This window comes from Bacillus sp. Marseille-Q1617, from assembly GCF_903645295.1.
Classification (GTDB): Bacteria; Bacillota; Bacilli; order Bacillales; family Bacillaceae_B; genus Rossellomorea.
This window is the reverse complement of record NZ_CAHJXM010000001.1, coordinates 829230-851495: the sequence shown is the minus strand read 5'-3', so window position 1 is coordinate 851495 and position 22266 is coordinate 829230. Positions and strand designations below refer to the sequence as shown.

Annotated in this window: 28 protein-coding genes; 6 read left to right on the top strand and 22 right to left on the bottom strand. The window is 45.3% G+C overall.

The window, feature by feature from the left end:
- Positions 1-31: 31 nt before the first annotated feature.
- Complete coding sequence (locus tag HWX64_RS04245) at positions 32-1582, top strand: hypothetical protein (RefSeq protein ID WP_175987562.1); 1551 nt, start codon at positions 32-34, stop codon at positions 1580-1582.
- A 103-nt stretch (positions 1583-1685) separates the two neighbouring features.
- Here HWX64_RS04245 and HWX64_RS04240 read toward each other — a convergent pair whose 3' ends face one another.
- From HWX64_RS04240 to HWX64_RS04220, 5 genes are all read right to left on the bottom strand, one after another.
- The gene (locus tag HWX64_RS04240) at positions 1686-2057 is read right to left on the bottom strand and encodes a GNAT family N-acetyltransferase (RefSeq protein WP_175989635.1); all 372 of its coding nucleotides are present in this window, start codon (positions 2055-2057) and stop codon (positions 1686-1688) included.
- Positions 2058-2154: 97 nt separating this feature from the next.
- Positions 2155-2457: a hypothetical protein gene (locus HWX64_RS04235; protein WP_175987560.1), complete on the bottom strand. Its 303-nt coding sequence runs from the start codon at positions 2455-2457 to the stop codon at positions 2155-2157.
- Positions 2458-2520: 63 nt separating this feature from the next.
- Complete coding sequence (locus HWX64_RS04230) at positions 2521-2733, bottom strand: hypothetical protein (protein WP_175987558.1); 213 nt, start codon at positions 2731-2733, stop codon at positions 2521-2523.
- A 195-nt stretch (positions 2734-2928) separates the two neighbouring features.
- Entirely contained in the window at positions 2929-3366 is a 438-nt protein-coding gene (locus HWX64_RS04225) for an NUDIX hydrolase (RefSeq protein ID WP_175987556.1), read from the bottom strand.
- Between the two features lie 33 nt (positions 3367-3399).
- Positions 3400-3909: a GrpB family protein gene (locus HWX64_RS04220; RefSeq protein ID WP_175987554.1), complete on the bottom strand. Its 510-nt coding sequence runs from the start codon at positions 3907-3909 to the stop codon at positions 3400-3402.
- 285 nt (positions 3910-4194) lie between these two features.
- Between HWX64_RS04220 and HWX64_RS04215 the strand changes: the two genes are divergently transcribed.
- The gene (locus tag HWX64_RS04215; protein ID WP_175987552.1) at positions 4195-4395 is read left to right on the top strand and encodes an IDEAL domain-containing protein; all 201 of its coding nucleotides are present in this window, start codon (positions 4195-4197) and stop codon (positions 4393-4395) included.
- Positions 4396-4528: 133 nt separating this feature from the next.
- Here the strand turns inward: HWX64_RS04215 and HWX64_RS04210 are convergent, their stop codons facing one another.
- Positions 4529-5134, bottom strand: coding sequence for a GNAT family N-acetyltransferase (locus HWX64_RS04210; RefSeq protein ID WP_175987550.1), 606 nt, complete (start codon positions 5132-5134; stop codon positions 4529-4531).
- A gap of 85 nt (positions 5135-5219) precedes the next feature.
- The gene (locus HWX64_RS04205; protein WP_175987549.1) at positions 5220-5759 is read right to left on the bottom strand and encodes a GNAT family N-acetyltransferase; all 540 of its coding nucleotides are present in this window, start codon (positions 5757-5759) and stop codon (positions 5220-5222) included.
- A 132-nt stretch (positions 5760-5891) separates the two neighbouring features.
- Between HWX64_RS04205 and HWX64_RS04200 the strand changes: the two genes are divergently transcribed.
- Both HWX64_RS04200 and HWX64_RS04195 read left to right on the top strand, forming a co-directional pair.
- Positions 5892-6344 carry a CBO0543 family protein gene (locus tag HWX64_RS04200; protein WP_175987547.1) on the top strand — a complete coding sequence of 151 codons (453 nt, stop codon included), beginning with the start codon at positions 5892-5894 and terminating at the stop codon, positions 6342-6344.
- A gap of 96 nt (positions 6345-6440) precedes the next feature.
- Positions 6441-6935: a L,D-transpeptidase family protein gene (locus HWX64_RS04195; protein ID WP_175987545.1), complete on the top strand. Its 495-nt coding sequence runs from the start codon at positions 6441-6443 to the stop codon at positions 6933-6935.
- 79 nt (positions 6936-7014) lie between these two features.
- Here the strand turns inward: HWX64_RS04195 and HWX64_RS04190 are convergent, their stop codons facing one another.
- The 4 genes from HWX64_RS04190 to HWX64_RS04175 form a co-directional block, all read right to left on the bottom strand.
- On the bottom strand, positions 7015-7431 hold the full coding sequence (locus HWX64_RS04190; RefSeq protein ID WP_175987542.1) for a YbaN family protein: 417 nt from the start codon (positions 7429-7431) through the stop codon (positions 7015-7017).
- Between the two features lie 187 nt (positions 7432-7618).
- Positions 7619-8746: a Ger(x)C family spore germination protein gene (locus HWX64_RS04185; RefSeq protein WP_175987540.1), complete on the bottom strand. Its 1128-nt coding sequence runs from the start codon at positions 8744-8746 to the stop codon at positions 7619-7621.
- On the bottom strand, positions 8743-9852 hold the full coding sequence (locus tag HWX64_RS04180; protein WP_175987538.1) for a GerAB/ArcD/ProY family transporter: 1110 nt from the start codon (positions 9850-9852) through the stop codon (positions 8743-8745). Before HWX64_RS04180 ends, HWX64_RS04185 begins: the two co-directional genes overlap by 4 nt.
- Before the next feature lie 27 nt (positions 9853-9879).
- Positions 9880-11373: a spore germination protein gene (locus HWX64_RS04175; protein WP_175987536.1), complete on the bottom strand. Its 1494-nt coding sequence runs from the start codon at positions 11371-11373 to the stop codon at positions 9880-9882.
- Positions 11374-11658: 285 nt separating this feature from the next.
- On the opposite strand from HWX64_RS04175, the gene HWX64_RS04170 reads away from it, so the two are divergent.
- Entirely contained in the window at positions 11659-12465 is an 807-nt protein-coding gene (locus HWX64_RS04170) for a LysM peptidoglycan-binding domain-containing protein (RefSeq protein ID WP_368495563.1), read from the top strand.
- A 363-nt stretch (positions 12466-12828) separates the two neighbouring features.
- On the opposite strand, the gene rbsB is transcribed toward HWX64_RS04170, so the two are convergent.
- The 9 genes from rbsB to HWX64_RS04125 all read right to left on the bottom strand — a co-directional run bounded on the left by rbsB (position 12829) and on the right by HWX64_RS04125 (position 20714).
- The gene (rbsB, locus tag HWX64_RS04165; protein ID WP_175987535.1) at positions 12829-13770 is read right to left on the bottom strand and encodes a ribose ABC transporter substrate-binding protein RbsB; all 942 of its coding nucleotides are present in this window, start codon (positions 13768-13770) and stop codon (positions 12829-12831) included.
- Between the two features lie 10 nt (positions 13771-13780).
- A complete protein-coding gene (gene rbsC, locus HWX64_RS04160; RefSeq protein WP_175987533.1) occupies positions 13781-14737 on the bottom strand; it encodes a ribose ABC transporter permease RbsC in 957 nt (318 codons plus the stop codon).
- Positions 14730-16220 carry a sugar ABC transporter ATP-binding protein gene (locus tag HWX64_RS04155; RefSeq protein ID WP_175987531.1) on the bottom strand — a complete coding sequence of 497 codons (1491 nt, stop codon included), beginning with the start codon at positions 16218-16220 and terminating at the stop codon, positions 14730-14732. The genes rbsC and HWX64_RS04155 overlap by 8 nt, the downstream gene beginning before the upstream one ends.
- Positions 16221-16237: 17 nt before the next feature.
- The gene (rbsD, locus tag HWX64_RS04150) at positions 16238-16624 is read right to left on the bottom strand and encodes a D-ribose pyranase (protein WP_175987529.1); all 387 of its coding nucleotides are present in this window, start codon (positions 16622-16624) and stop codon (positions 16238-16240) included.
- Positions 16621-17511, bottom strand: a complete 891-nt coding sequence (rbsK, locus tag HWX64_RS04145; RefSeq protein WP_175987527.1) for a ribokinase — start codon at positions 17509-17511, stop codon at positions 16621-16623. The genes rbsD and rbsK overlap by 4 nt, the downstream gene beginning before the upstream one ends.
- Positions 17512-17516: 5 nt before the next feature.
- Positions 17517-18494: a LacI family DNA-binding transcriptional regulator gene (locus tag HWX64_RS04140; RefSeq protein WP_175987525.1), complete on the bottom strand. Its 978-nt coding sequence runs from the start codon at positions 18492-18494 to the stop codon at positions 17517-17519.
- Between the two features lie 191 nt (positions 18495-18685).
- The gene (locus HWX64_RS04135; RefSeq protein ID WP_175987523.1) at positions 18686-19036 is read right to left on the bottom strand and encodes a DUF4181 domain-containing protein; all 351 of its coding nucleotides are present in this window, start codon (positions 19034-19036) and stop codon (positions 18686-18688) included.
- Positions 19037-19162: 126 nt separating this feature from the next.
- On the bottom strand, positions 19163-19606 hold the full coding sequence (locus HWX64_RS04130) for a GNAT family N-acetyltransferase (protein ID WP_175987521.1): 444 nt from the start codon (positions 19604-19606) through the stop codon (positions 19163-19165).
- 325 nt (positions 19607-19931) lie between these two features.
- A complete protein-coding gene (locus tag HWX64_RS04125) occupies positions 19932-20714 on the bottom strand; it encodes a DUF2935 domain-containing protein (protein ID WP_175987519.1) in 783 nt (260 codons plus the stop codon).
- Between the two features lie 197 nt (positions 20715-20911).
- On the opposite strand from HWX64_RS04125, the gene HWX64_RS04120 reads away from it, so the two are divergent.
- Positions 20912-21391, top strand: coding sequence for a DinB family protein (locus tag HWX64_RS04120; RefSeq protein ID WP_175987517.1), 480 nt, complete (start codon positions 20912-20914; stop codon positions 21389-21391).
- 41 nt (positions 21392-21432) lie between these two features.
- On the opposite strand, the gene HWX64_RS04115 is transcribed toward HWX64_RS04120, so the two are convergent.
- Together HWX64_RS04115 and HWX64_RS04110 are read right to left on the bottom strand one after the other, a co-directional pair.
- Positions 21433-21678 (bottom strand): DUF2651 family protein, encoded by a 246-nt coding sequence (locus HWX64_RS04115; protein WP_175987515.1) that lies wholly within the window; start codon positions 21676-21678, stop codon positions 21433-21435.
- Between the two features lie 12 nt (positions 21679-21690).
- The gene (locus HWX64_RS04110) at positions 21691-22149 is read right to left on the bottom strand and encodes an SAM-dependent methyltransferase (RefSeq protein WP_175987513.1); all 459 of its coding nucleotides are present in this window, start codon (positions 22147-22149) and stop codon (positions 21691-21693) included.
- Positions 22150-22266 lie beyond the last annotated feature (117 nt).

The window sequence follows — 22266 nt, the reverse complement described above, 5'->3', positions numbered from 1 at the left end:
AATTATACAAAGATAACATTGGGGGATTTTTATGAGAGAGAAATGGAAGGCCTTTGGTATACCGATCGGGATCACATTGATCTTTATCGGAGCATTATTTATACACCAACTGCTGCTTGTAAAAGAGCTGCCGCACCCTGGTTGGAGCAGATCTATCCCGCTCCAAGCTGCATTTGAAGAAAAGCCGCAAGTCTTTGTGGATTCAAAAGATCAGATCCATATCGCAGCGAACGGGCAGGTTCAATCGATCAAGATGAACGATGAATTAACCATCGCAGGCAAAGAAACCGCGAAAACCAAGATTACAAGGGGTTTTCCTTTTTGGTCCGATGGGGAGCAATTCATCTATTATAAAGATGGAAATCTCGTAGCGACGATCGAGCAAAACGATCAACTGCTGGAAGAAGGGATTACTGGCCTGGGGATAGGAAAAAATGACATCTACTTTTGGAACGACGGTACATTAAGTCAGTATGACATCAATCAGAACGTCTCTTCTGAACTGCATACCTTCCCGGATGTGATATCTGAAATGCATGTGGCCGACGATGGGAGTGCCATCATTCAGGTGGAGAAAGACGATACCCATGACCATTTATACTATATGAACGATAAGAGACAAATCAGTGAACCTTTCCTGACTGTCAATAACTCACCTAATAAGAAAATTGACGGGCTGACATTCAAGGTGAAGGATAGAAACCTGCTTGTTTTTTATAATGAAAAATCAAGGACGCAGGGTACTCTTGCTTACAATGTATTTACACTACAAGCACCCTTGGAGGACATAGGAAGTTCCATGCTTAATGGAAAGAAAGTGGAGTTCGTTCATTCCCAAACCGGACAGAAGCTGATGAGCCCCGCCGGCGTTCAATTTATGACCTTAGACGGGAAAGAAATGATTGTGCTGACATCAGAAGGAACCCGTATAGGGGACGACAACTCGATCAGCTTGTATGCAGCGCCGTTCGAGAAAGCTACAAGCTTCAGCGCAGCACCGGTCAGTACGACAAAACATGTATCGTACCCGCCGATGAAGATTTCAGATGAAGCGATGATATGGATGAATTACGATGGAGATGCCTACAAACTGACAGGAAACTCCCGAAATCCCGAGGTCATCGCGGCCAGCACCAATTGGTCAAAGAGTTCTGTAAAGGAAGCGATCAACAACGGCGTGCTGATGATGTTCAGCAGCCTGGTGACCATCATGACCTCATTCTACTGGGTACTGCCATCACTCTTTTTACTGATACTCATGTACATCTTTAGACCAAATGCATTTGAAAAAGACGGAATCAGCTGGGTTGAATACCTTGCCATCATCATCTTTATGGTCATGCCGATTTCCTACACGCAGGATGCGATGAATGCTTATTTTCATTTGATGGCTCCAGGTTATCTCATATTCCCTGGAAGCGCCTATGCAGTGAACATATTCCTGAGTATTCTCACACTGATCATCTGGAAATTCGGAAGGGATCCGGACTGGGGTTCCATGAGCGGGGCGTTTTATTACATGGGCATGTATATGATGTTTTATATCACGTTTATCGGCCCTTATATTTTTAATTTGTATTGATCATGTCTGCATCCAGTTCCTGGGTGCAGGCTTTTTTTGAAGGGGATTACTGATGTCGCTCATAAAAAAGAGCCTATCAACCATCAATAAGCTCCCAACTACATCACTCAAGATATTCATCGCGCTGTTCAGCACGAACGTATCTCGCCATACCCGTCTTCACTTTCCTGAATCCGCACTTCATGTAAAACTCCTCATTCCCGGTGGTCGAAATCAGGTGAACACAGGACACGCCTTTCAGCCTGTCTAATAGATGGCCGAGAATCCTTCTGGCGATACCTCTATTCTGCCATTCCTCATGAACGACAATGTCGTAAATGGCTGCGTTGAAAACCCCATCGGACATGGCTCTGCCAAACCCGATGATTCGATCCCCCGATTGAACAATCACTTTCACATTACTTGCATCAAAAACTTGCCTGATGACATCAGTGGAATGTTTCAGCCAGCCGGCAGATTGATAGACTTCCTTCATTCCCTCGAGGTCTTCATCACAGATATCTTGTTTTAATACCAGCTCCACGCTTTGTCCCCTCCCATCCGAACATCTAGCATGATATGTCATAAGCACCTCACCCCTCTCCAAAATACTCAGCAAAATAAAGAAAACCGACCTTTTTCACAAGGTAGTTCCTCAGCTCGCCCTGAGTCGCTTTTTCAACCGGTGGTTCTGTAAGAGTATAGGTTTTACCATTCAAAGAGGAAGAAGCACCTCCATTCACTTCTTTCTCGTATTCATAATTCACGATTCCTGTGGTAAAGGCATCCGCAGGATATCCCATAAAGAACACTTTCGTCCGTAATGCCAGATGCGGCGTGCTGTGCAACACAATGAACAGCAGCAGGCCACTGACGATCCCAATCCATTTTTTCATCTCACTATCCCATGACGAATATAGTTAATGTTCACAGGCCTGAAAAAGAGGAGCGATCCCGACTCACCCCATGGGCCCTCCACCGCTTCCATTCTGGTTGCTGTTATTTCTCAACTGCTGGGCATGCTGTGCGGATTTTTCATACGCTTTTTCCCTTGCATCACGGGAATTATTCTTGATGCTGTCTCCATAAAACTCCATCTTCCTCGATCCGATCCACACCCTGATACCGAAATAAAGGACGATGACTCCGGTGAAAATAAAGAAATACATCATGTAAATCCCCCTAACATAGCTAGAAAAATCATTTGCTCTGAAACGCGTTTCATACTTTATGCTAATAAAAGGATGTAATCTTGCATCCCGCCACCGTGATCGGCGTAACGCTAACCATGCGGCGTGACAATCATGGTAACAGACAGAAGTGTTCATGACGTCATCCATGAACACTTCCTTTATAAAAGTATGTTCCTACTTCACAAAAAAGCCTTCCTGCAGACGTTTTTCAGCAAGCTGCACATTCGCTTTTAAATATTCCGGAATCTCCTCCTCCGCCAGAATCTCAGAGGTCGACATCCACAACACTTCCCCCACCTCATCCGGACTTTTCGCATAAGGCTCTCCGTCTTCCACCTTGCATAGGAAGACGATATCGATGACATCAATTCCTGTATCCGTGACAAAAGAACAGCTATTCACATAGGTAAGACCGCCAACCTTAATTCCCACTTCCTCATCCACTTCCCTTATCAGGGTCCGTTCCAGGATATCATTCGAGACCCCTTCCGCATCACATTTGCCCCCGACAAGCGAAAGCATGCCCGGTGCATGATCCTCTTTTTCACTTCTTCTAATTAACAGCCACTTATCATCGCGGTGGATGGCTGCTTCGACATTCACAATAAACATATTAAATTCCTCCCCTATTTTTATAAATCGCTCTTATCTATTCCGCTTCCACTCCAGCGCCTTTCTCTCCATCTCGGAAACAAACGCCTTCTTTGCAGGACTGTAATCCACTGTGGACTCATGTTTCTCAGCAAGCTCTTCCTTAAACCGGCTGTATCGTGCGGCCTCATCCGGATGTGTCACGAGATAATCCCGGAAGACCAAATGCCGTTCGATCTGCGGATTGCCGGACTGATAGAGATGAATATGATGCGTCCGATTCTCCCCGCCTTTTCGGAACAGCCTCCTGCCCCCGATCCCCCATTCACCCGCGGCATCGTAGCCGAGTGCCTCCATCTGTTCATTGTATGAATCGACAACGGCAAGCTCCTTTACGATGCACATCATATCGATTACAGGCTTCGCCTTCATCCCCGGAACCGCCGTGCTGCCGAAATGCTCGAAGGAAACGATCTCATCCCCGAATACACTCTTTAGAAACGCCGCTTCCTCTTCAAACATGGATTTCCATTCTTCCCGATATTCCGATAATCTTACTTTCACTGTTTCACCCCTGTTTGTCATCATCCTCAACCCTTACTAATTCCATAAAAAGGGGATAAATTCCTTCATTACAAACAAAGCCCGTCCCTCGCTGCATTAACGCATTAATGGAGCGAGGGACGGGCGTTCAACTTCTTATTATGATAAATGCATATAGAAAAGTGATGTTTCAAATGTATTGGAAACGGGCATTGTTTCGGTACTGGATAAATTATTTTCTTAAAGTGTTTGAAAATTAAGAAAATGGTTAGTATAATAGAAAAAAGGTCAAGGAGTTGATTTCTCATGAAAAAGTATTTGCTAAATGCACCGCAGCCTGAATTGATCAGCATGGATTCTTTAGTGGCAGAAATGATTTTGGATAAGGCTTTGCTTACATTCCGTAAAGAGCAAATAGAACAGAAAATTGACCAATCATTGCGTGATGGAGATAAGAAAGAATTCCTCAGGCTGACTCAGGAACTAAAGGACATGGGTAAGAAATAATCACATTCTATCATATGGTGCCAATCTAATCTCTTGGATACTGGCTTTATTAAAACAAAAAGGACGAGCCCCCTCGCATTTGCAAAGGGGCATCGTCCTTTTTCTGTCTTATAGTTCTTACTGCCATCCGACTCTATACGGATCCTAAAGTAAGAATGCTGGTTTCCCTGCCCTCATCCTTTCCAAGAAAATCCTCCTGCAGGAGTCCGTAAACAGCACAGTCCTTATACTGATTCTTAGCATTCCGGATCATGTGCCTGATCACACCTTCCTGTTCCATTCCCGCTTTACGCATGATTTTCCCTGAAGCTGGATTATCGGTGTTGTGGGCGGCGGATATCTTGTGAAGATTCATATGCCTGAAACCAAATTCCACCACGGCTTTTAACGCTTCCGTTCCGTATCCCCGGTTCCACCAGTCGTATCCAATTGAATAACTGACCTCACCATTTCCGGTGGCTTTGTCAAAATCATATAAATCGATTTCACCGATCAGTTCGCCGCTGGATTTCAGCTCGATTCCCCAATAACAAAATTCCCTGCTGCCATATTGATGGACGATCTTTTCCACCCGCTCGATCGTCTGGGAGACATCCCTGTGTGCGGGACTGACCCGATTGTCAGATACCCGCTCGTCTGAAAGCCAATGGTCAAAGATACTGCCGGCATCGGTAAGTGCCATCTTTCTTAAATGTAATCGTTCCGTTTCGATAAGAGGTGTTCCTAAAAAGTGAATCATTTTTTCCCCTTTCCTCTACCTGAAATGATTTTTGCACCTGGGGTTTGACCGGGAAACATTTTTTTCCACAGCTCCCGATAAGGATTCAGTACAGATAACCCAATAAATCGACCTCGCCATCTTCCCACTTTCTATCGCCCACTTCTTTTACCATCAGCTCATCGATCTTTTCATGACCTATTCCATATGTAGTTTGATCGACATCATTTATTTGAAGCCACTTACACTTACTATCGGCTGATCTGAAACCGGCTTTCAAGTACATGTCTTTCCTATCTGCAAACAACAGGAGAAAATCGACAGCCCTATTTTTACAAAACGCATCGATTTCAGAGAGCAGCATGGAACCTACTCCCTTTGAGCGAAAGGCTTTTGCCACGCACACATCGATCAGTCCAAGAACTGCTGCAGGCTGCCCGTTAACATTCATTACCCGGTAATCCAGGCCTGCATGACCAATAAGCCGATCCTGATCATCATAGGCGATAAAACGGAAATGCGGTAATTGCTTGTAGTAAATTCTGTTCCGTGGATAAACCTCTTCAAAACATTCGATTAATAACTGCTGTAACTCAGTTCTCAATTCAGTATCAATGTCATACTCATATACTTGTTGGATGTTCAAGGTATTTACTCCTTATCGTCTATTTTTTACTGGCATGTCAACAGGTCATTTCCACTGGCAAATATTTTCCAACTCATTGGAGAGAATAGTAAGGTACGCTTACGACATATTAATGCGAAAAGGACTTTTATTATGTTTGGACTGATCATTGCCGTCATTCTTTTTAACTTCGTTGCCTTTAAAACGAATAAAACATTAACAGCCAAGCAAATCGCCCATGTATTTGCTTTCACGATTGCCCTTCAGATATCTTTTGATCTTTATGTGGATATGAAATATCAGGGGTACTGGTATTTTACTAAAGAGGTTGATTGGGCTTCATTACCGGCTCATTCCATTCTGCTCCCGCCAGTCAACATGATGTTTATTAATTGGTACCCTTTTGATGGATCGAGATGGAGACGCATACGCTTTATCGTTTGTTGGACAATTGCTTTATTACTATATGAGGTCATTGCCTTACTTCCTGAACCATGGGGGTATTTTCATAATGGGTGGTGGACCTTGGGGCACTCTGCAGTTTTAGATCCGATCCTATTATTTATTCTGATAGTGTATTATAAGAATTTTATAAAAGAAGAGTGAAGTAATGCAACACAATTTTTAAAAGATTTATTCGCACTTACTATCCCACCTCAACCATACACTATAAGATGCAGTATTCAGGAGGTGGTGTTTAAGTTGAATCATATTGTAAAACCCGGTGAGACACTCACTCAGATTTCACGTGATTACCGCGTACCGCTTCAAACCATCATCCGGGCCAACCCATCCATCAATCCAAATGTCATTTACCCCGGCCAGCCCATCGTGATACCGGGGTTCCCTTCGCCTGATTCCCTCCCCTATCAAATCGATGTGTCGGTTAACAACCGCACGTTAAAACTGCTTAGGAACGGCACCCTGCAAAAGCAATATCCGATTGCTGTCGGCAGAATCGTATCGGAAACCCCAGTGGGCAACTACATCATCATCAATAAAGCTCCAAACCCCGGGGGACCATATGGCACGATGTGGATGAGCTTATCGAAAGAGGGCTATGGCATTCACGGGACAAATGATCCGAGCTCGATTGGCAAGGCCGTTTCAAAAGGCTGCATCCGGATGTATAACAGGGATGTGGAGGAACTGTCGCGGACCATTCCGATTGGGACACCCGTTTTCATTCATCAGTGAGGGACGTTTTTTCTTACAAAAAGGGCCTGCCCCCCGATACGCTGAAACTTCAACGCATCAGGGGGCAGGCCCCGCACCGTTAATTCACTTTTTCTTTCAACCCTTCTTCCTCAGATTCCAGAGGGAGGGTCTTGATTTTTTTAATAAAATAATAATGCTTGTACAAGGCGAGCCCTATCAATAGGATTCTGACGAATAGGATGTCCACGAGTACGACGGAAATCAGGATAAAGAAATCAGCCGTCACGTTTATCCGGATTTTTTCTCTCAGGGTCATCCCCTTCTTTTGAAGGAAGCCTACTACATACTTTTCATATATGGTTAAGCTTTTAAACCAGTCTTCTATCCGCTTGGAACTTTTTGCAAAGCAATATGCGGCAAATAAGTAAAACGGACCGCCCGGCAGGACAGGCAGCACTGTGCCGGCGAGCCCGAATGCCAAGGAGATCAGTCCAAGCAGCATAAACAGGATACTTTTCATCTTCTTTAGTGTCATGATTCATTTCCCCTAAGATTGCTGTAGAATCGTTGTTCTTATTCTATACCTACCCAACATTCATTGTATTATAACTATAACAGGGATATGCGCTTTCTTGGTTAGGGGATTTCTGTTAATTATGGCTGAAAAGTGAAGACAGAAGGGACTGGTTTCATGTAATGAGTTTTTCTTCAGCACCCCCACCTCACTCCACCACTCCCGTTCTAACAATTTGAAAATCGATGTTCACGTTTACTTTTACATCTTTATACATGGAATGCCATTTCTTCTTCGTTAATTTTGAATGGGGGACCGCACTGCGGTACACTTCTCCAAACCCAATGAAATCAGAATCGACAGACTTCCCATATTTAATCAATTCTTTGATTTCCTTTTTCATTTCTTGACTTATTTTTTCGTCGAGGATTTCAAGGTTCTTAGGATTCTTTAAATCAATCTTCTGGTTGATTTCCTGTAATCGTGCGTTCATCGATATGTCCAGATCAAATTCCAACGTCTGCTCATCTAGGAGGCCAATCTTGCTTTTACTTTTAATGGTATCCAATGCGACTGCAATCTTTTTGGAAGAATCCTGTCCTTCCATTAATTCCGGGTCATTTCCGTTCTTAAGCGTCAATTCGAAATTCCCGGCATCGTATTGATCGTTGACCAATTTGACATAGAAGGCTTCTATCGGCGAAATCCTTCCCACCATTTTGTCGTCCTTCAGAATGGCCATCCCCGTGATCGTGATCATTTCGTCCTCCACTTTGAGGAGCGGCAGCAGCGGGTCAATGCCAACGGAATAATAATCATGGAGCATTTCGTGCAGAGTCGGTGAGGGAATCGTTTCCCCTTTGATGTTCTGTTCAATCTCTTTATACACATATTGCCCGGCATCAGAAAATTGTTCATATTTTTTCTCCAGGATCTCACTCGCCTTACCATCCACCACAGCCAAATAGGTTAAATCACTGATCGCATGATCCCTGCTTAGGGTATCCGCCAAGTTGATGAACCCTTTTTCAGCCACTTCCTTACCATAAAGGGCTACCCTCAATTGACCTGACTCTAATTTTTTCTGTGATTTTAGGCTTCCCTTTATTCTTGCGCCTTTGCTTGTCAGTGCATTGGTGGAAAGGACATTCGTACTGTCCACGGATTGCGGGTCCGTTTCAAGAATCAGGATGGTTGTTTGAATCTCTTCTCCATCCGATGTGTCATAGCCTACCGTTGTGATCATCCCGATTTTCTCAAGTGTACTCGGATCTGCGCAGGAACTAAGAAATGAAAGTGCAAAAAGCACCAAGAACAATCGAGTCATGTTTTTCATGTTGCGTTCCCCTTCCTCACTACTTTTTTCTTTATCAATACAAACATATAAAGGACAATGGGATAACAATAGACAACATAAAAAGAAGCTTTTCCAAAAAGATCACTGAGGGCGTTGATCTGCTCTCTTGTCACGAAAAACTGGATAGCGGCAAACAGGATAATGGAAAAAATCCAAATGAACATTTTTTCTTTCCGTTTGAAGATACGTGTCATCCCCCTTGACGCGGACCATATATACAGCATGAGATTGGGAAGGATAATAAGCATCCAAAACGTGATGGCCACATATTCAAACCGTTCGATGAAGGGCAGCCGGACGATTTTAAATAATGACAGTGTGGCCCAGATTGTCCGCTCCAGCAGACCCCCGCTGAAGTAGCCAAGCGAGACCAGCATGACGGCTAAATAGAGGAAGGTCGTATACACTAATCCAATCTGCATATACAGAGTTGTTTTTTGTTTCTCTTTTATATAAGGATAGTAAGAATAAATCAGTTCAAACCCGATGACAGTGAACGTCATGGCATATGTACCTTTTAATATTTCCAGCGTATTCGATTCGAACATCGGGATAATATTCTGCCAATTGATATATTGGAGCGGATAGCCCAAAAGCCCCAATAACCAAAGCGCCAAGAACACACTGAAGAAGCTGACTCCGACGATGATCCGGAATCCCCCCAATGCCCCATATAAAACCAAGAGTATAAGGGTAAGGGCAAGGAACCAGGTTGGGACCTCAGGGAAGACCCATGCTTGAAGGACTTCAATATAATTTCGGATGATGACAAGAAAAGCACCCAGGCAATAGGAAACATACACGAGATTGAGAAAAGTCCCGATCCATTTTCCATAGACGTCCCGCTGAATTCCATATAGATCCGCACTTTCATAGGCTTGAAGAGTCTTCACCATGATAAACCCGATGATACTTGTAAGGACCCCGGAGAGAATGACCGACATCCACGCGTCATGTTTGGCTTCCATATAGATGATTCTCTGAAACCCTTGGACACCGACTCCCAACTGGGCAGAATGGATAATGAACATGACAAGAAAGGCATTGACCAGATGGTGCTGTTCAGGGTATATGGATACCTTCATTCGATCCCTCCTCTCCATTGTCTTGAATCACTTCTTTGAATCATACTTGTTAGAATTAAGCGGTCTCGTCTGATACGGACGTTTTGACGTAAGGTTGAGGGGCAGCCGAATCACGCTATTCCCCCAATCCCTAAACCGAAGCGGATAAAACGGAGCCAAAAATGGACTTCCAAGACTAGATTGCCTCAAGAGGTGGATGAGCAAGAAGCAAAAGGCAAACATCGTGCCATAAAAGCCCCAGAACCCTGCTAAAATAATAATCGGAAACCGCAGGATCCGAATGACATTCCCCATCATGAAGTTAGGTGTGGTGAATGAGGCAAGTGCTCCAAGAGCTACGATGATAATGAGGATATTACTGGTGAATCCAGCTTCCACCGCAGCCGTTCCGATGACAATCCCTCCTACGATACCCATCGTCTGACCTACTTTGGTCGGGAGCCTGGCCCCAGCTTCCCTCAGTAATTCAATGATGAATTCCAGAAGAAGCGCCTCGATGATCGGCGGGAAGGGGACCCTCGAACGTGACTCACTCAAGGGAATGAGCAGCGGCTGAGGAATGATTTCATAATGATAGGTCAAAGAGGCCACATAGATTGCTGTAAAAAATACAGACAGCAGCATCGCGATTATGCGTAAGAGTCTAAAAAAAGAGGCGACTTGCCACTTAACGTTTTGATCCTCCATGCTTTGAAAATACTCAATGAAGCTTTGAGGACACCCGATAACCAGGGAGCTCCCATCAACAATGATAATGATTTTTCCATTAAGCAGCCACGAACAGGCACGATCAGGCCGCTCTGTTAACACCATCAACGGAAAGATACTCATCGAATTATCTTCAATCAGCTGCATGAGGACCGAACTGTCCATGATACCGTCTACTGAAATATTGGATATGCGCTGTTTGACCGTTTCCACCATCTCATCTGATGCGATTCCATTTATATACAGGATAGAGATTGCGGTCCTTGTCTGTTCCCCGCGGGTCATGGACACAGTAGTCAAATCTGGATTCACTAAATATCGCCGGACCAGCGAAATATTCGTCGTCATACTTTCATTAAAACCGAGCTGGGGACCGATTACGATGGATTCGTTCTCTGGCTTTGCTAAAGAACGCCGGTCCGTGGTGGGGATCATAACGGATACCACAGGAGTGAATCCTTCAACATGAATCAGGACAGCTCCGCCAAGAAGGGAAAAAACAGCTTCCTTCAATGAAGTGATTTGCTTAACATCCCCTGTGTTCATTTGACTCTCCACTGTCGAAGGGTCAACAGACACTTCATTGAGCTGGCCGATAATATCGCGATTGAGCATTGTTGTTTCAATTAACGCTTCTATATAGATAATGGTGAGATCCGGACTCACCTTGATGACCACCACATCTGAGCTATTGTTTAATCTGTTTTTGATCGTTTTTATGAATTTCTCAGAGGATTCAGCCATCTGGATTTCGCTCTCGTTGGACTTCAAATTTTGTACTCCGGGACTCTTTTCATTTTTCTTAAAGAACATATTGGTCCCCCTTCAGGTCGTCAATGGTATCAGCTTTGTCTTGGGAGGGAAGAAATATACTTTTTCATTGCGGGTATGTGGAATTTTTCCAGTACGGAGCGGTGTGGACAAAGCATGACGGATGGAGACGCCCAATCCCCGTTAGTACCGGGGGCAAGCACTAACAACGGGAGCATTGTAAAAATCATAGGATTTGATTTTAACTCTAGTAAATATTCTCTATGTAATGAATCTGCCGTTCTCTATCATACCTTCTTTTCATAGGATATATGGAAAAGAAAGGAGGTGTTTACTATACCAACGATTCATACGAAAGGATTCGTTTACACGGTGAGGCCGGGGAACACCCTCTATTCGATTGCTGCGCAATTCGGAAGTACAGTCACTGCCATTGAAAGGGCGAACTATTTGTTTCCACCTGTCACCGATAGAGGATTGATTTTCCCAGGTGATGTACTGGTCGTCCCTACGTCAGCCCCGTCTCCCCTAATGAGTTACATTGTCACAGCAGGAGACACCCTGACAGCCATTGCCCAAACATTCGATACACATGTAGATCTTCTGGCTGGAATCAACAATATTGAGAACCCTGGTTTAATTTTCGTAGACCAGCGCTTGCTTGTCCCTGCCTTCTCATACAAGGTTGTCAGCGGCGACACACTGTATTCCATTTCAAGGCGATTTGGTATTTCAGTATCTGACATTGAAACTGCCAATGCAGGGCGCCCCGGTTTCCAAAGGGAGGTCATCTGGCCGGATTATCACTTAATCATTCCGATTCCCACTTCAAGGAATATCTTCGTGACCCGACCATTGCCGGGTACTGCCATCAACAACGGTCAGCTGGTGGAGGGCTATGCCAGGGTGTTTGAAGCTACAGTCAACTATCAGCTAAGGGATCAGAACGGCGTAGTGGTTTCAAATGAACGCTTTGCCACTGCAAATGCAGGCGCACCGGCATATGGTTTCTTCAGCACGGCCTTGCCATTCGACCGCCAGCCAACCTCTGATTCAGGAGAACTGTGGGTGTACAGCCGGAGTGCAAAGGATGGAAGCATTCAGGATTTGGTCAGGATCAGGGTGTATTTTTAATAGAGAGTGCTGGTTAGGCTAAGTCTACTATCATCTCAGGGCGATGGCTCTGAGTTTTTTTATGCAGGAGGAATTAAGAAGGGGCGTTCCAGGACAGTGAAAAACCGGACGTGAAAACTGAGCTTATCATTGATTTTTAAGTCAGGAAAAGGACAAATAAGAATCTTAATAACAAAAAAAAGCAAAGGGGTCCGATCCCTTTGCTTCATTACAAAATGAGAGAGTGTATTTGATAGATTCAATCCGGGTCAATAGATTCACAGGCTAAATCTCAATTATTCAAGCCACTTTCCCCGACATACGAGCCGCTTGTCGGATTTTCTTTATCGACGACTCAACCTATCGCGGATCACCTGCTGAAGATCACTCTTCACCTTCTACACCCGTCTCTTCCGTCACAAGCTTCAACGGAACCGGAATCAATTCCTCAACCTTTTTCCCCTGCAGCACATCCGCTCCTGCCTGGGTGGCAAGCTTGCCGATTTCATCCGGCTGCTGGGCGACGGTTGCGGATAGATTGCCTTTCTTGATGCTGTTCAGTGCATCGTCATTTCCATCAAAACCGACGACTAAGACATCTCGGCCCGAACTTTGAATGGCCTGGTACGCACCTAGCGCCATTTCATCATTATGGGCAAACACCGCTTTGACATCCGGATTTCCCTGAAGGATGTTTTCCATCGTGTTCAATCCTTCCGTACGGTCAAAGTTCGCGGTCTGTTTTGCCACGACATCAAGCTGCTCATCGGCGATGTTGTGGAATCCCTTGCCTCGCTCGCGCGTAGCCGAAGCCCCCGGCACCCCTTCAAGTTCAGCCACTTTGGCTCCTTCTCCAAGCTGTTCGACGATATACTCACCCGCCATTTCGCCGCCTTTTTCATTATCGGATGTGACCAGTGTCTCCACCTCACCTTTTTCAGCGGAACGATCAAGGGTCACGACTGGGATACCGATGCTATTGGCCGATTGGACTGCGGTTGATACCGCGGAAGAGTCGGTCGGGTTGATGAGCAGGACATCGACTCCCTGCTGGATCAAATCTTCTACATCATTGATTTGTTTGGCTGCATCGTTCTGGGCATCGACGACTATGACGTCCATCCCCTGTGCTTCCGCTTCCTTTTCAACCCCATTTTTAATCGAAACGAAGAACGGGTTATTCAGCGTTGAAACGGATAAACCGATTTTAATGTCTTCCGGATCCTTCTTCTTTCCGTCCGGTTTCGCCCATTCCGGCGGCTGAAGCGAGCAGGCGCCTAGGAATACGAGAGACAAGCTCATCATTAATAGTAGTAATTTTCTCATGATCATCCTCCTATGCTGCTTTCTTTCGATCGATCAGAACCGCGATGATGATGACGACACCCTTGACGACCATTTGGAAGAAGGATGAGACGCCCAGTAAATTCAACCCATTGTTCAGCGTTCCGATGATCAAGGCACCGATCAGTGTACCGACAATCAGACCGCGTCCTCCGGAAAGGCTTGTCCCGCCAAGGACAACGGCCGCAATTGCATCAAGTTCATATGACGTACCCGCCGTCGGCTGCGCAGAATTCAAGCGGGATGTAAGGATCGCTCCTGCTAGGGCTGAAAGCAGACCTGCTAACGAGTACACCATCACTTTCACACGAGATACTTTAATACCGGAAATCAGTGCTGCTTTTTCATTTCCGCCGATTGCATAGGTTTTACGGCCGAACGGTGTTTTGTGCAGAATCACCCAAAGGACGGCGAATGTAAGGAACATCGTGACTGCAGGAACAGGAATTCCAAGGAAATACCCTCTCCCGAACAGCTGGAACGCATAGCTGTCGCCAAGTCCCGTGATCGGATTCCCATCCGTGTACACGAGGGTCAGGCCGCGGAACATCGTCATCGTCGCAAGCGTTGCGATGAATGGCGCCATTTTTCCTTTCGTGATGAGCAGTCCATTGATCGCACCCATCACGGCCCCTAATAGACATCCGATCAGGATCGCGAGGATCGGATCGATGCCAGACACCATCATTCCTGCCATCAAGGCACTGGATAGTGCAAGGATGGATCCGACGGATAAATCGATCCCGCCGGTCAAAATAACAAACGTCATGCCATAAGCGATCAGTGCGTTAATGGCAACCTGTCTTAATAGATTCAATAAGTTCAACGGTTCAAGGAAACTTGGATTCAGGGCGGATACCGTCACAAACAGGACAAGCAGCCCCATGAATGGTCCCAGTTTCTGCATCAGACTTCCTACATGATTTGTACTCTTGAGTGCATTATTCATTGATTCGACCTCCTGTTGCCAGCGTCATTATTTTCTCTTGATCGGCTTCTTCCCTCGATAATTCCCCTGCAATCGTTCCTTCATGGACGACGAGGATCCTGTCGCTCATCCCCAAGACTTCAGGCAGCTCGGAAGATACCATGATGATGGCCACCCCGCGGTCCGTCAGCTCATTCATCAATTGATAGATTTCACGTTTCGCCCCGACATCCACACCCCGGGTCGGTTCATCGAGAATGAGAACTTTCGGACCGATCCCGATCCATTTCGCGATGACGACTTTTTGCTGATTCCCTCCGGATAGGTTCTTTGCTGCGGTTTGGGAAGATTCCGTCTTGATGGTCAGGCGTTTGATGAGCATGTCTACGAACTCCTGCTCCTGCTTCGACTGAATCATCCCTTTTTCTGTAAAACTGAATAAACTCGGAAGGACGATATTGTCTTTTATCGGGAATTCGAGCACAAGCCCTTCTTCTTTCCGGTCTTCTGTGATAAAACCGAGTCCCAGCTCCACGGCCTGGTTCGGATTCTTTACCTTCACGTTCTTTCCATTCACAAAAATGTCCCCGTCATACTTTCCGTCAAGACCGAATATGGTCCGCATGATTTCAGTGCGACCTGCGCCCATCAGTCCCGATACACCTACAATCTCCCCAGACCGGACATTGAAACTTACATTCTCGAAAACTCCTTTTCTCGTAAGGTTCCTCACTTCGAGCATCGAGTCGCCTGGCTTCGCTTCCCTCGAAGGAAAGCGGTCGGTAAGTGCACGCCCTACCATCTTCCGGACAACCTCATCAAAGTTCGTCTCCGGAATCGGCGTCGTGTCGACCGTCCTTCCATCACGCATCACGGTGATCGTATCGCAAATCGTGAAAATCTCCTCCATCCGGTGAGAAATGTAGACAATGGAGACGCCCGATTTCTTCAATGAACGGATCACATCAAAGAGCTTCTCGATCTCTCTGTCCGTCAAAGCAGCGGTCGGCTCGTCCATGATGATGACCTTTGCATTCGTCATCAAGGCTTTGGCAATCTCGATCATCTGCTGCTCCCCGACTGAACACTGCCCCGCATCTTTATTCAACGGAATGGAGATGGACAGCTTCTCGAACTGCTCTCTCGCAATCGCTTTCATTTTTTTCGTTTGAATGAGACCGAAATGTGTAACCGGTTCCTTATTGATGAATAAATTCTCAAGCACGGTCAGTTCCGGCCAGATATTCAGCTCCTGGTGGATAAACGCGATGCCGAACTCTTCAGCTTCTTTCGGACTCTTGAATGTTTTATCCCTGCCGTCGATCCCAATGGTTCCTTGATCTTTTTTATGAAGTCCCGTCAGGATATTCATGAGCGTCGATTTACCCGCTCCATTTTCACCCATCAAGGCGTGGACTTCCCCGTCCTTGATCTCAATGCCGACTCCTTCAAGCACCTTGTTCTTCCCAAATGCCTTGTGGATATTTTCCATTTTAATCTGCATGTTTTGTCACCCCTTTTTTAAAAAGTAACGCCTGCGTGAAGGATACAGTTCGCATAAGGAGTGAATTCCCCCGTGCGAATCACCGCTTTCGCATCCTTCAATCGATCTTTCAATGATTCATGCGAAATGTAATCTATATGGTTAAAAGAATTCTTCAGTTCCTCATGCACGGTTTGGTTCTGCCCAATTTCCTCTGCAGCCGTCACGTTTTCAACGACCATTTCTTCCTTAAGCACCTTCACCACATCAAGAAATGCAGGAACCCCTTCCTTCAAGGATAGATCGATCTTCATCACCCCGGCCGGAACCGGGAGCCCTGCATCTGCGACCACGATCGTATCCGTATGGCCGAGATCCGCGAGCACTTTCGATATATGACTGTTCAGCATTCCGTTTCGTTTCATTCCGCAAGCCCCCTTTCCACTTCGTCCCTTGTCGGCATGCCGCCCTGCGCACCGAATCCGGTGACCGATAACGAAGCGGCACGATTGGCAAAACGCAGGCTTTCTTTCAGATCGTATCCTTCTGCAATCGCCGTTCCAAATGCCGCATTGAACGTATCACCCGCACCTGTGGTATCCACCACTTTTACAGGGAAAGACGGCACTAGGTGTTCTCCGCTGCCATCATGGTAGCGGACACCTGCCGCTCCTTCGGTGATGAATAGTTTGTTCGGGTATTTGGCGAGCGCTTTTGAGAGCTCCAGCCCATTGAACAAAAGGGCTGCTTCATGTTCATTCGGAGTCAGATAAGCAGCTTTCTCAACTACCTCATCCGGGACTTCCCTGGCAGGGGCAGGATTCAATAGAAGCGGGATCCCGAGTTCATCACATAGTCGTGCCGTTTCAAGAACCGTTTCTTCCGGCACTTCCTGCTGGACCATGACCAGATCGCATTCTTTTAAAAGAGACAGGGATTCCTTCACATAGTCCGGAGTGACAAAACCGTTCGCCCCTTTGACGACGACGATGCTGTTATCCCCTTCCGCTAAAATAATGTGAGCCGTACCGCTCTTCTGGTGTGTAACCGGTTTCACATAACCTGTATGGACACCGTTGGCTTTTAGATTATCGAGGATCTCCTTTCCATAGGCGTCATCCCCGACGCACCCGATCATATGGACTTCTGCACCAAGGCGGGCCGCTGCCACCGCCTGATTCGCGCCTTTACCGCCGGGAACCGTTTCAAAGGATTCCCCCAGAACGGTCTCACCAGCGAGCGGACGTCTAATGGATGTGACAACGAGGTCCATCGATGAACTGCCGATGACCGCAATCTTTGGTTTCTTCATGATCTTCATTCCTTTCGTGTTGTATTTCTTTCTATGAGTTCAACAGGCATCTCAATCGTTCTTTCAATGCCTTTTTCTTTTTTGATGATGTTGATGAGCAGCCGGGCTGCTTCGCGCCCCATTTCGTAAGCCGGCTGTCTGATGGTTGATAGGGTCGGGTAAGACAATCTGCTTTGGGGGATATCATCATATCCTATGATTTGCAGGTCCTCCGGGATCCTTTTTCCAAGCTTCAACGCTTCATGGATGATCGCGATCCCGAAAATATCATTACTCGCGATCACGCCGTCGGTATCGGAGAATTTCCCGAATAATTCTTCCACCCATCCTTGCGCTTCCTCGAACGCATAGGATGTAGTGGACAAGACAGAAAAATCAACATCTGCCTGACTCAATTCCTCGATCGCCCCTTTGTACCGATCCTGCGCAGGCTTGACATGAGAAGGCCCTTTTACGAGCGTGATCCTTTTCGCACCCTTTTCGATGAGCGTCCTCGCTGCCAGGCGCCCCCCTTCCCTGCCATCCGCATAAACGGCCGGGTAGTCTTCCGTTGTACGATCCAATAGCACAAGAGGGAGTTTCATTTCATTGTAAATTTGATAGTCAACGTGATTGGTAGCCGATATGATCCCCACCACATTGTTCTGCACGAACGTTTGGATATAATCCAGTTCCTTCTGGACATTCTCGTCACTGTTCCCAAGGAGCAGCCGGAAGCCTGATCTGCTCAGTTCATCCTCCACTCCCCTTGCCAGCTGCGGGAAAAAAGGATTTGTAATATCCGGCAGAAGCAGACCGATCAGCCTTGATTCCCGTTTATAAAGGGAGCGCGCCACTTCATTCGGGCTGTAATTCAAATCAGCGATCGCATCCATCACTTTCTTTCTCGTATCGGCACCGACATAGCCGGTATCGTTCAGCACGCGCGAAACCGTCGCGACAGACACTCCTGCTTCACGTGCAACATCTTTAATCGTTACCATTTTTTTCACTCCCACATGTGTAACCGGTTACACATAAAATATCATAGGTTTGTAATCGTTTGCAAGGATGAATTATTTTTTGTGAAAAAGTCTTTTTTAGAATTGTACCTGTCTCCATAGTAATGGCCATGCTCAAAGTAAAAACAAAAAACAGAGACAGAAGGCAGACGAATCCCTGCCCTCTCCCTCTTTTAAATCAATAAATCAAAAGAATAACCAACCACGATGAAAATCGTGAAGAATCCAAGTCCCAGAAGCGTGATCAAGTATTCTCTCGCAGCCTTATTATACTTCCACTGCATATACGCATCGAAGCCCCAAAGCATAAGGATGACGATAGCAGAAAGCAGTCCCGATCCTATGAACACAACAGTTACAAAAAATATAGCCCAGCCTATACGCAGTCCCCAGGTGTGGATGGTGTTGACACCTTCGATACCGGATTTGTTGTTATTTTGGATGTTCCACCTTTTCCTGACGACCCTTTCAACGACAAAGTAGAAAGCGATAAATAGGGATGTGTAGATGATAAAGGGTAACATACGGTACCTCAGAAAATCGGCCTGGTGGCAGATTAATTATAATCACTACCAATTATTTCAAAAAAGAGCTAGCTTTTCTATCGTTTTTTGGAATGACAACAAGAAAATACGGCGTCGGGGAGCAGCCTACTCTTCCAAGATCATATCAATGTGGGGGATGCCATCATCCAAATATGTATCTGTAACCGCCTCGAACCCAAAGGACCCGTAGAATTCCCTTAAATATTCCTGCGCTTGGATTTTAACCGTCTTTTCTTTTAGTTCGTCATGGATGAAAGCCAATCCTTTTTGTAAGAGTTCACCTGCGAGTCCCCTGCCCCTGTGCTCACGTTTCACAAAGACCCTGCCGATGGATGCTTCTTCATACGAAATGCCAGAAGGCAAGATCCTTGAATAGGCGGTCACTTCACCGTTTTCCTCTTTGTAAAGATGGTAAGAATGGAGGTCCTTCCCATCAACCTCAAGGTAAGGACAATGTTGTTCCACAACGAATACCTGCGTTCTTTCTTTTAAGATCATGTACAGCTCGGTTGTTGATAATTCATTAAAACTTTTTACTTTCCAGCTCATTCTTTATGCACCTCTTATGTTTTTTCTTGATGTACGTCATTTACCTAGAAATGTAAAATGAGTGTGCTAGATTGAGGCTTCGGAAACACGCCCAACTAAGTGAAGTGCTCCCGTATTTCACCTTGTTTGATCGTCCAGCCTTTATGCAAGCCGGCACATCTACCGCACTTTTTCCTAATAATAACACACAAAAAAATGAATCTCCCATTTTTATACTACATCTTCTTTTATTAACTTTGAGAGTAAAGCGAGTATCATCCGTGTTCCCCGGTTGACCCGTACACTCAACAAAAAAACACGGGAACCGTCCCCGTGCTTACAACGACTATGTCAAGCTTGCTTCAAATAAATCAATAATTTCCAAGAATCTTTCTGCTTCCCTGAAAGTATGATCTGCTAACAGTGGATGGATGTTACTTTTGATGCGGCAAGCTTCTATTAACTCCCTTGCTGTTTTCTTGAAATCCCTTAACGAAGCGACTGACACCTTATTCTGATCTAAGAATTGACTAAGTATCGGTTTTGTCTCTGATTGTGGGCGCATAGAACTTAAATCGACGGCCTGGAACACTAATTGGTCAAAATCATGGCTGAACTCTCTCGCCTGTTCGACCAATTTTCTTTCCGACGGATCTAAAAGATGGCCGATGAACTTCGCATGATCTGCCATGATCTTTAGGAAGAATACATTCTCTTCGATGACAGCATCTGGTTCGGGGGCTAATTTTCCATCATTGAGTTCTTTCAACCGATTTGCAAAGTAGGCTGCTTCCCGACTAATATGATCGACTAATAACGGGAAATTGTTTGTACGGATTTCACACCGCAGAGTCAACCCCAAGACTTTCCGCTTGTAAGTCCATATTGACACTGCAGCTTGGTAAACCTCGGCATTGAAAGCTTGAACCTGACGTAGATCTGAGTTCACCGAAAATCTAGATAATTTTTCCTCTATCCTTTCAAATAAAGTGATAAACTGTTGTGCTTCCTCTATCAATTGTTTCTGTTCATAGGTAAATCCCAAACTTAAAAACAGGGCATGCTCTTTCATTATCCTGGACCAAAAGGCGATTTCATCTAATGACCTGGCTACAATAGGATTCGCCAACGTAACACCTCCGCTATTTCATACTCCTTTAAATATATATTTGTGGCTTCTTGTCCTAATACCATCTTAATCAGGCCGCCTAAAAGTAACCAGCTGGAACGGACAGTTGATCGGTAACATGAATGATCCCGATTAAAGGAATCTCCTTATCCATGTCGAAATCATATATGTTGAATGGACATAAAGGGGGAAAACAAATGAAAAAGCGTCATGAAGTATTATTCACGCAATTGGAAACGTACCGACAATATGTGGTGGGGATTTTGGAAGATGTTTCGGAGGAGGAAGCGGAAAGGATCCCGGATGGATTCAAAAACAATATCCGCTGGAATCTGGGGCATATCTATTTAGATCAATTCCTCTGGATTGCCGCAGTCACGAAGGATAAAACCCACGTACCTGAGAACTACAATTCCTGGTTTGGCTTCGGGACATCCCCTGCCGACTTCACCGAAGAAACACCTCCTTTGCAGGAATTGAAGGATCTTCTTAAAGAACAGCCCGCTTTCATCAAAGAAATGTACGGCGATAAATTGGAGTTTGAGTACCCTCCAACCGAAATGGGCATGCATACGATCGAACAGGTGCTTACCCGTACGATTTTCCACGAGGGCATGCATCTGCAAGCCATTCTTGATTTGAAGAAGTATTTGAGGGCTTCGGTGTCGGCGAAATAAAAAGCAGCCTCCATTCATCGTATGCTGAATGGGGGCTTTTTCTATGCCCGATTTTGCATTTTAGTCCTTAAGCCTTTTATAATCCACCCTGATAGTAAGGCGACCAGCGTATATACAAACACCCACATCAAGAAGGTCTCGTTGAATAGCAGATACATTGCAATCATACCCGAAATAAAAACCAAAGCTGGTGTGGTGTAAATGTTCTTAAAGATATAGAATCCAAGCACGCCAAGAATGGATGATACGAATGGCAAGAAAATCAGAATCAGAAAAAATATATTCATCCTATCCCCCTATTAATCCCAATAATTCTTCATAATATCATGTGTCCAATTCGGTTGGATAATCGGCTCTTTTGGAAGAAACTCTTTCATTACTGGCTTTATGTCCAAAATGGGGGTTTCATTGATACAATCCAGGCCGGCTACATATAAATGCCTCCCGTCCCTTCTGATCACCCTTACAGTGGTTAACCCTAATTGATTGGGTCTATTTTTCCCACGCTGACTAAAAATCCCGACTTTGGGAAGGCTCTCATCATTGCGGAGATGTCGTGCACCTGTAATGATTTTTGTTTTTTCAACCTTATGGAAATAAAAGATAATCTCCAAATGGGGAAATGATTCGATTTCATTGAGCGACTCTTCCGGAAGAGAATCATGTAAAATAATCTTTGAAACTACTTTTCCCCAGTAATCATCCTCAATTTCATGCCGTTCATTAAAAGCGGTCCCTATCGGAGTTAATGTAATCATGTCCTTTCACCTTCCCTTAGTTTATCTATTATTAATTATATAATAGTTTGATTGAATCATTTCTCATTTTTTCAGCTCAGTTAACCCCGGTGCCCGATTCTGTGGAAGACTTTGCTG

What these genes read in the sequence shown, in the direction of transcription:
- HWX64_RS04245 (WP_175987562.1), top strand. Translation starts at nt 32, where the DNA reads ATGAGAGAGAAATGGAAGGCCTTTGGTATACCGATCGGGATCACATTG.
- HWX64_RS04240 (WP_175989635.1), bottom strand. Translation starts at nt 2,057, where the DNA reads ATGAAGGAAGTCTATCAATCTGCCGGCTGGCTGAAACATTCCACTGAT.
- HWX64_RS04235 (WP_175987560.1), bottom strand. Translation starts at nt 2,457, where the DNA reads ATGAAAAAATGGATTGGGATCGTCAGTGGCCTGCTGCTGTTCATTGTG.
- HWX64_RS04230 (WP_175987558.1), bottom strand. Translation starts at nt 2,733, where the DNA reads ATGATGTATTTCTTTATTTTCACCGGAGTCATCGTCCTTTATTTCGGT.
- HWX64_RS04225 (WP_175987556.1), bottom strand. Translation starts at nt 3,366, where the DNA reads ATGTTTATTGTGAATGTCGAAGCAGCCATCCACCGCGATGATAAGTGG.
- HWX64_RS04215 (WP_175987552.1), top strand. Translation starts at nt 4,195, where the DNA reads ATGAAAAAGTATTTGCTAAATGCACCGCAGCCTGAATTGATCAGCATG.
- HWX64_RS04210 (WP_175987550.1), bottom strand. Translation starts at nt 5,134, where the DNA reads ATGATTCACTTTTTAGGAACACCTCTTATCGAAACGGAACGATTACAT.
- HWX64_RS04200 (WP_175987547.1), top strand. Translation starts at nt 5,892, where the DNA reads ATGTTTGGACTGATCATTGCCGTCATTCTTTTTAACTTCGTTGCCTTT.
- HWX64_RS04190 (WP_175987542.1), bottom strand. Translation starts at nt 7,431, where the DNA reads ATGACACTAAAGAAGATGAAAAGTATCCTGTTTATGCTGCTTGGACTG.
- HWX64_RS04185 (WP_175987540.1), bottom strand. Translation starts at nt 8,746, where the DNA reads ATGAAAAACATGACTCGATTGTTCTTGGTGCTTTTTGCACTTTCATTT.
- HWX64_RS04180 (WP_175987538.1), bottom strand. Translation starts at nt 9,852, where the DNA reads ATGAAGGTATCCATATACCCTGAACAGCACCATCTGGTCAATGCCTTT.
- HWX64_RS04175 (WP_175987536.1), bottom strand. Translation starts at nt 11,373, where the DNA reads ATGTTCTTTAAGAAAAATGAAAAGAGTCCCGGAGTACAAAATTTGAAG.
- rbsB (WP_175987535.1), bottom strand. Translation starts at nt 13,770, where the DNA reads ATGAGAAAATTACTACTATTAATGATGAGCTTGTCTCTCGTATTCCTA.
- rbsC (WP_175987533.1), bottom strand. Translation starts at nt 14,737, where the DNA reads ATGAATAATGCACTCAAGAGTACAAATCATGTAGGAAGTCTGATGCAG.
- HWX64_RS04155 (WP_175987531.1), bottom strand. Translation starts at nt 16,220, where the DNA reads ATGCAGATTAAAATGGAAAATATCCACAAGGCATTTGGGAAGAACAAG.
- rbsD (WP_175987529.1), bottom strand. Translation starts at nt 16,624, where the DNA reads ATGAAACGAAACGGAATGCTGAACAGTCATATATCGAAAGTGCTCGCG.
- rbsK (WP_175987527.1), bottom strand. Translation starts at nt 17,511, where the DNA reads ATGAAGAAACCAAAGATTGCGGTCATCGGCAGTTCATCGATGGACCTC.
- HWX64_RS04140 (WP_175987525.1), bottom strand. Translation starts at nt 18,494, where the DNA reads ATGGTAACGATTAAAGATGTTGCACGTGAAGCAGGAGTGTCTGTCGCG.
- HWX64_RS04135 (WP_175987523.1), bottom strand. Translation starts at nt 19,036, where the DNA reads ATGTTACCCTTTATCATCTACACATCCCTATTTATCGCTTTCTACTTT.
- HWX64_RS04130 (WP_175987521.1), bottom strand. Translation starts at nt 19,606, where the DNA reads ATGAGCTGGAAAGTAAAAAGTTTTAATGAATTATCAACAACCGAGCTG.
- HWX64_RS04120 (WP_175987517.1), top strand. Translation starts at nt 20,912, where the DNA reads ATGAAAAAGCGTCATGAAGTATTATTCACGCAATTGGAAACGTACCGA.
- HWX64_RS04115 (WP_175987515.1), bottom strand. Translation starts at nt 21,678, where the DNA reads ATGAATATATTTTTTCTGATTCTGATTTTCTTGCCATTCGTATCATCC.
- HWX64_RS04110 (WP_175987513.1), bottom strand. Translation starts at nt 22,149, where the DNA reads ATGATTACATTAACTCCGATAGGGACCGCTTTTAATGAACGGCATGAA.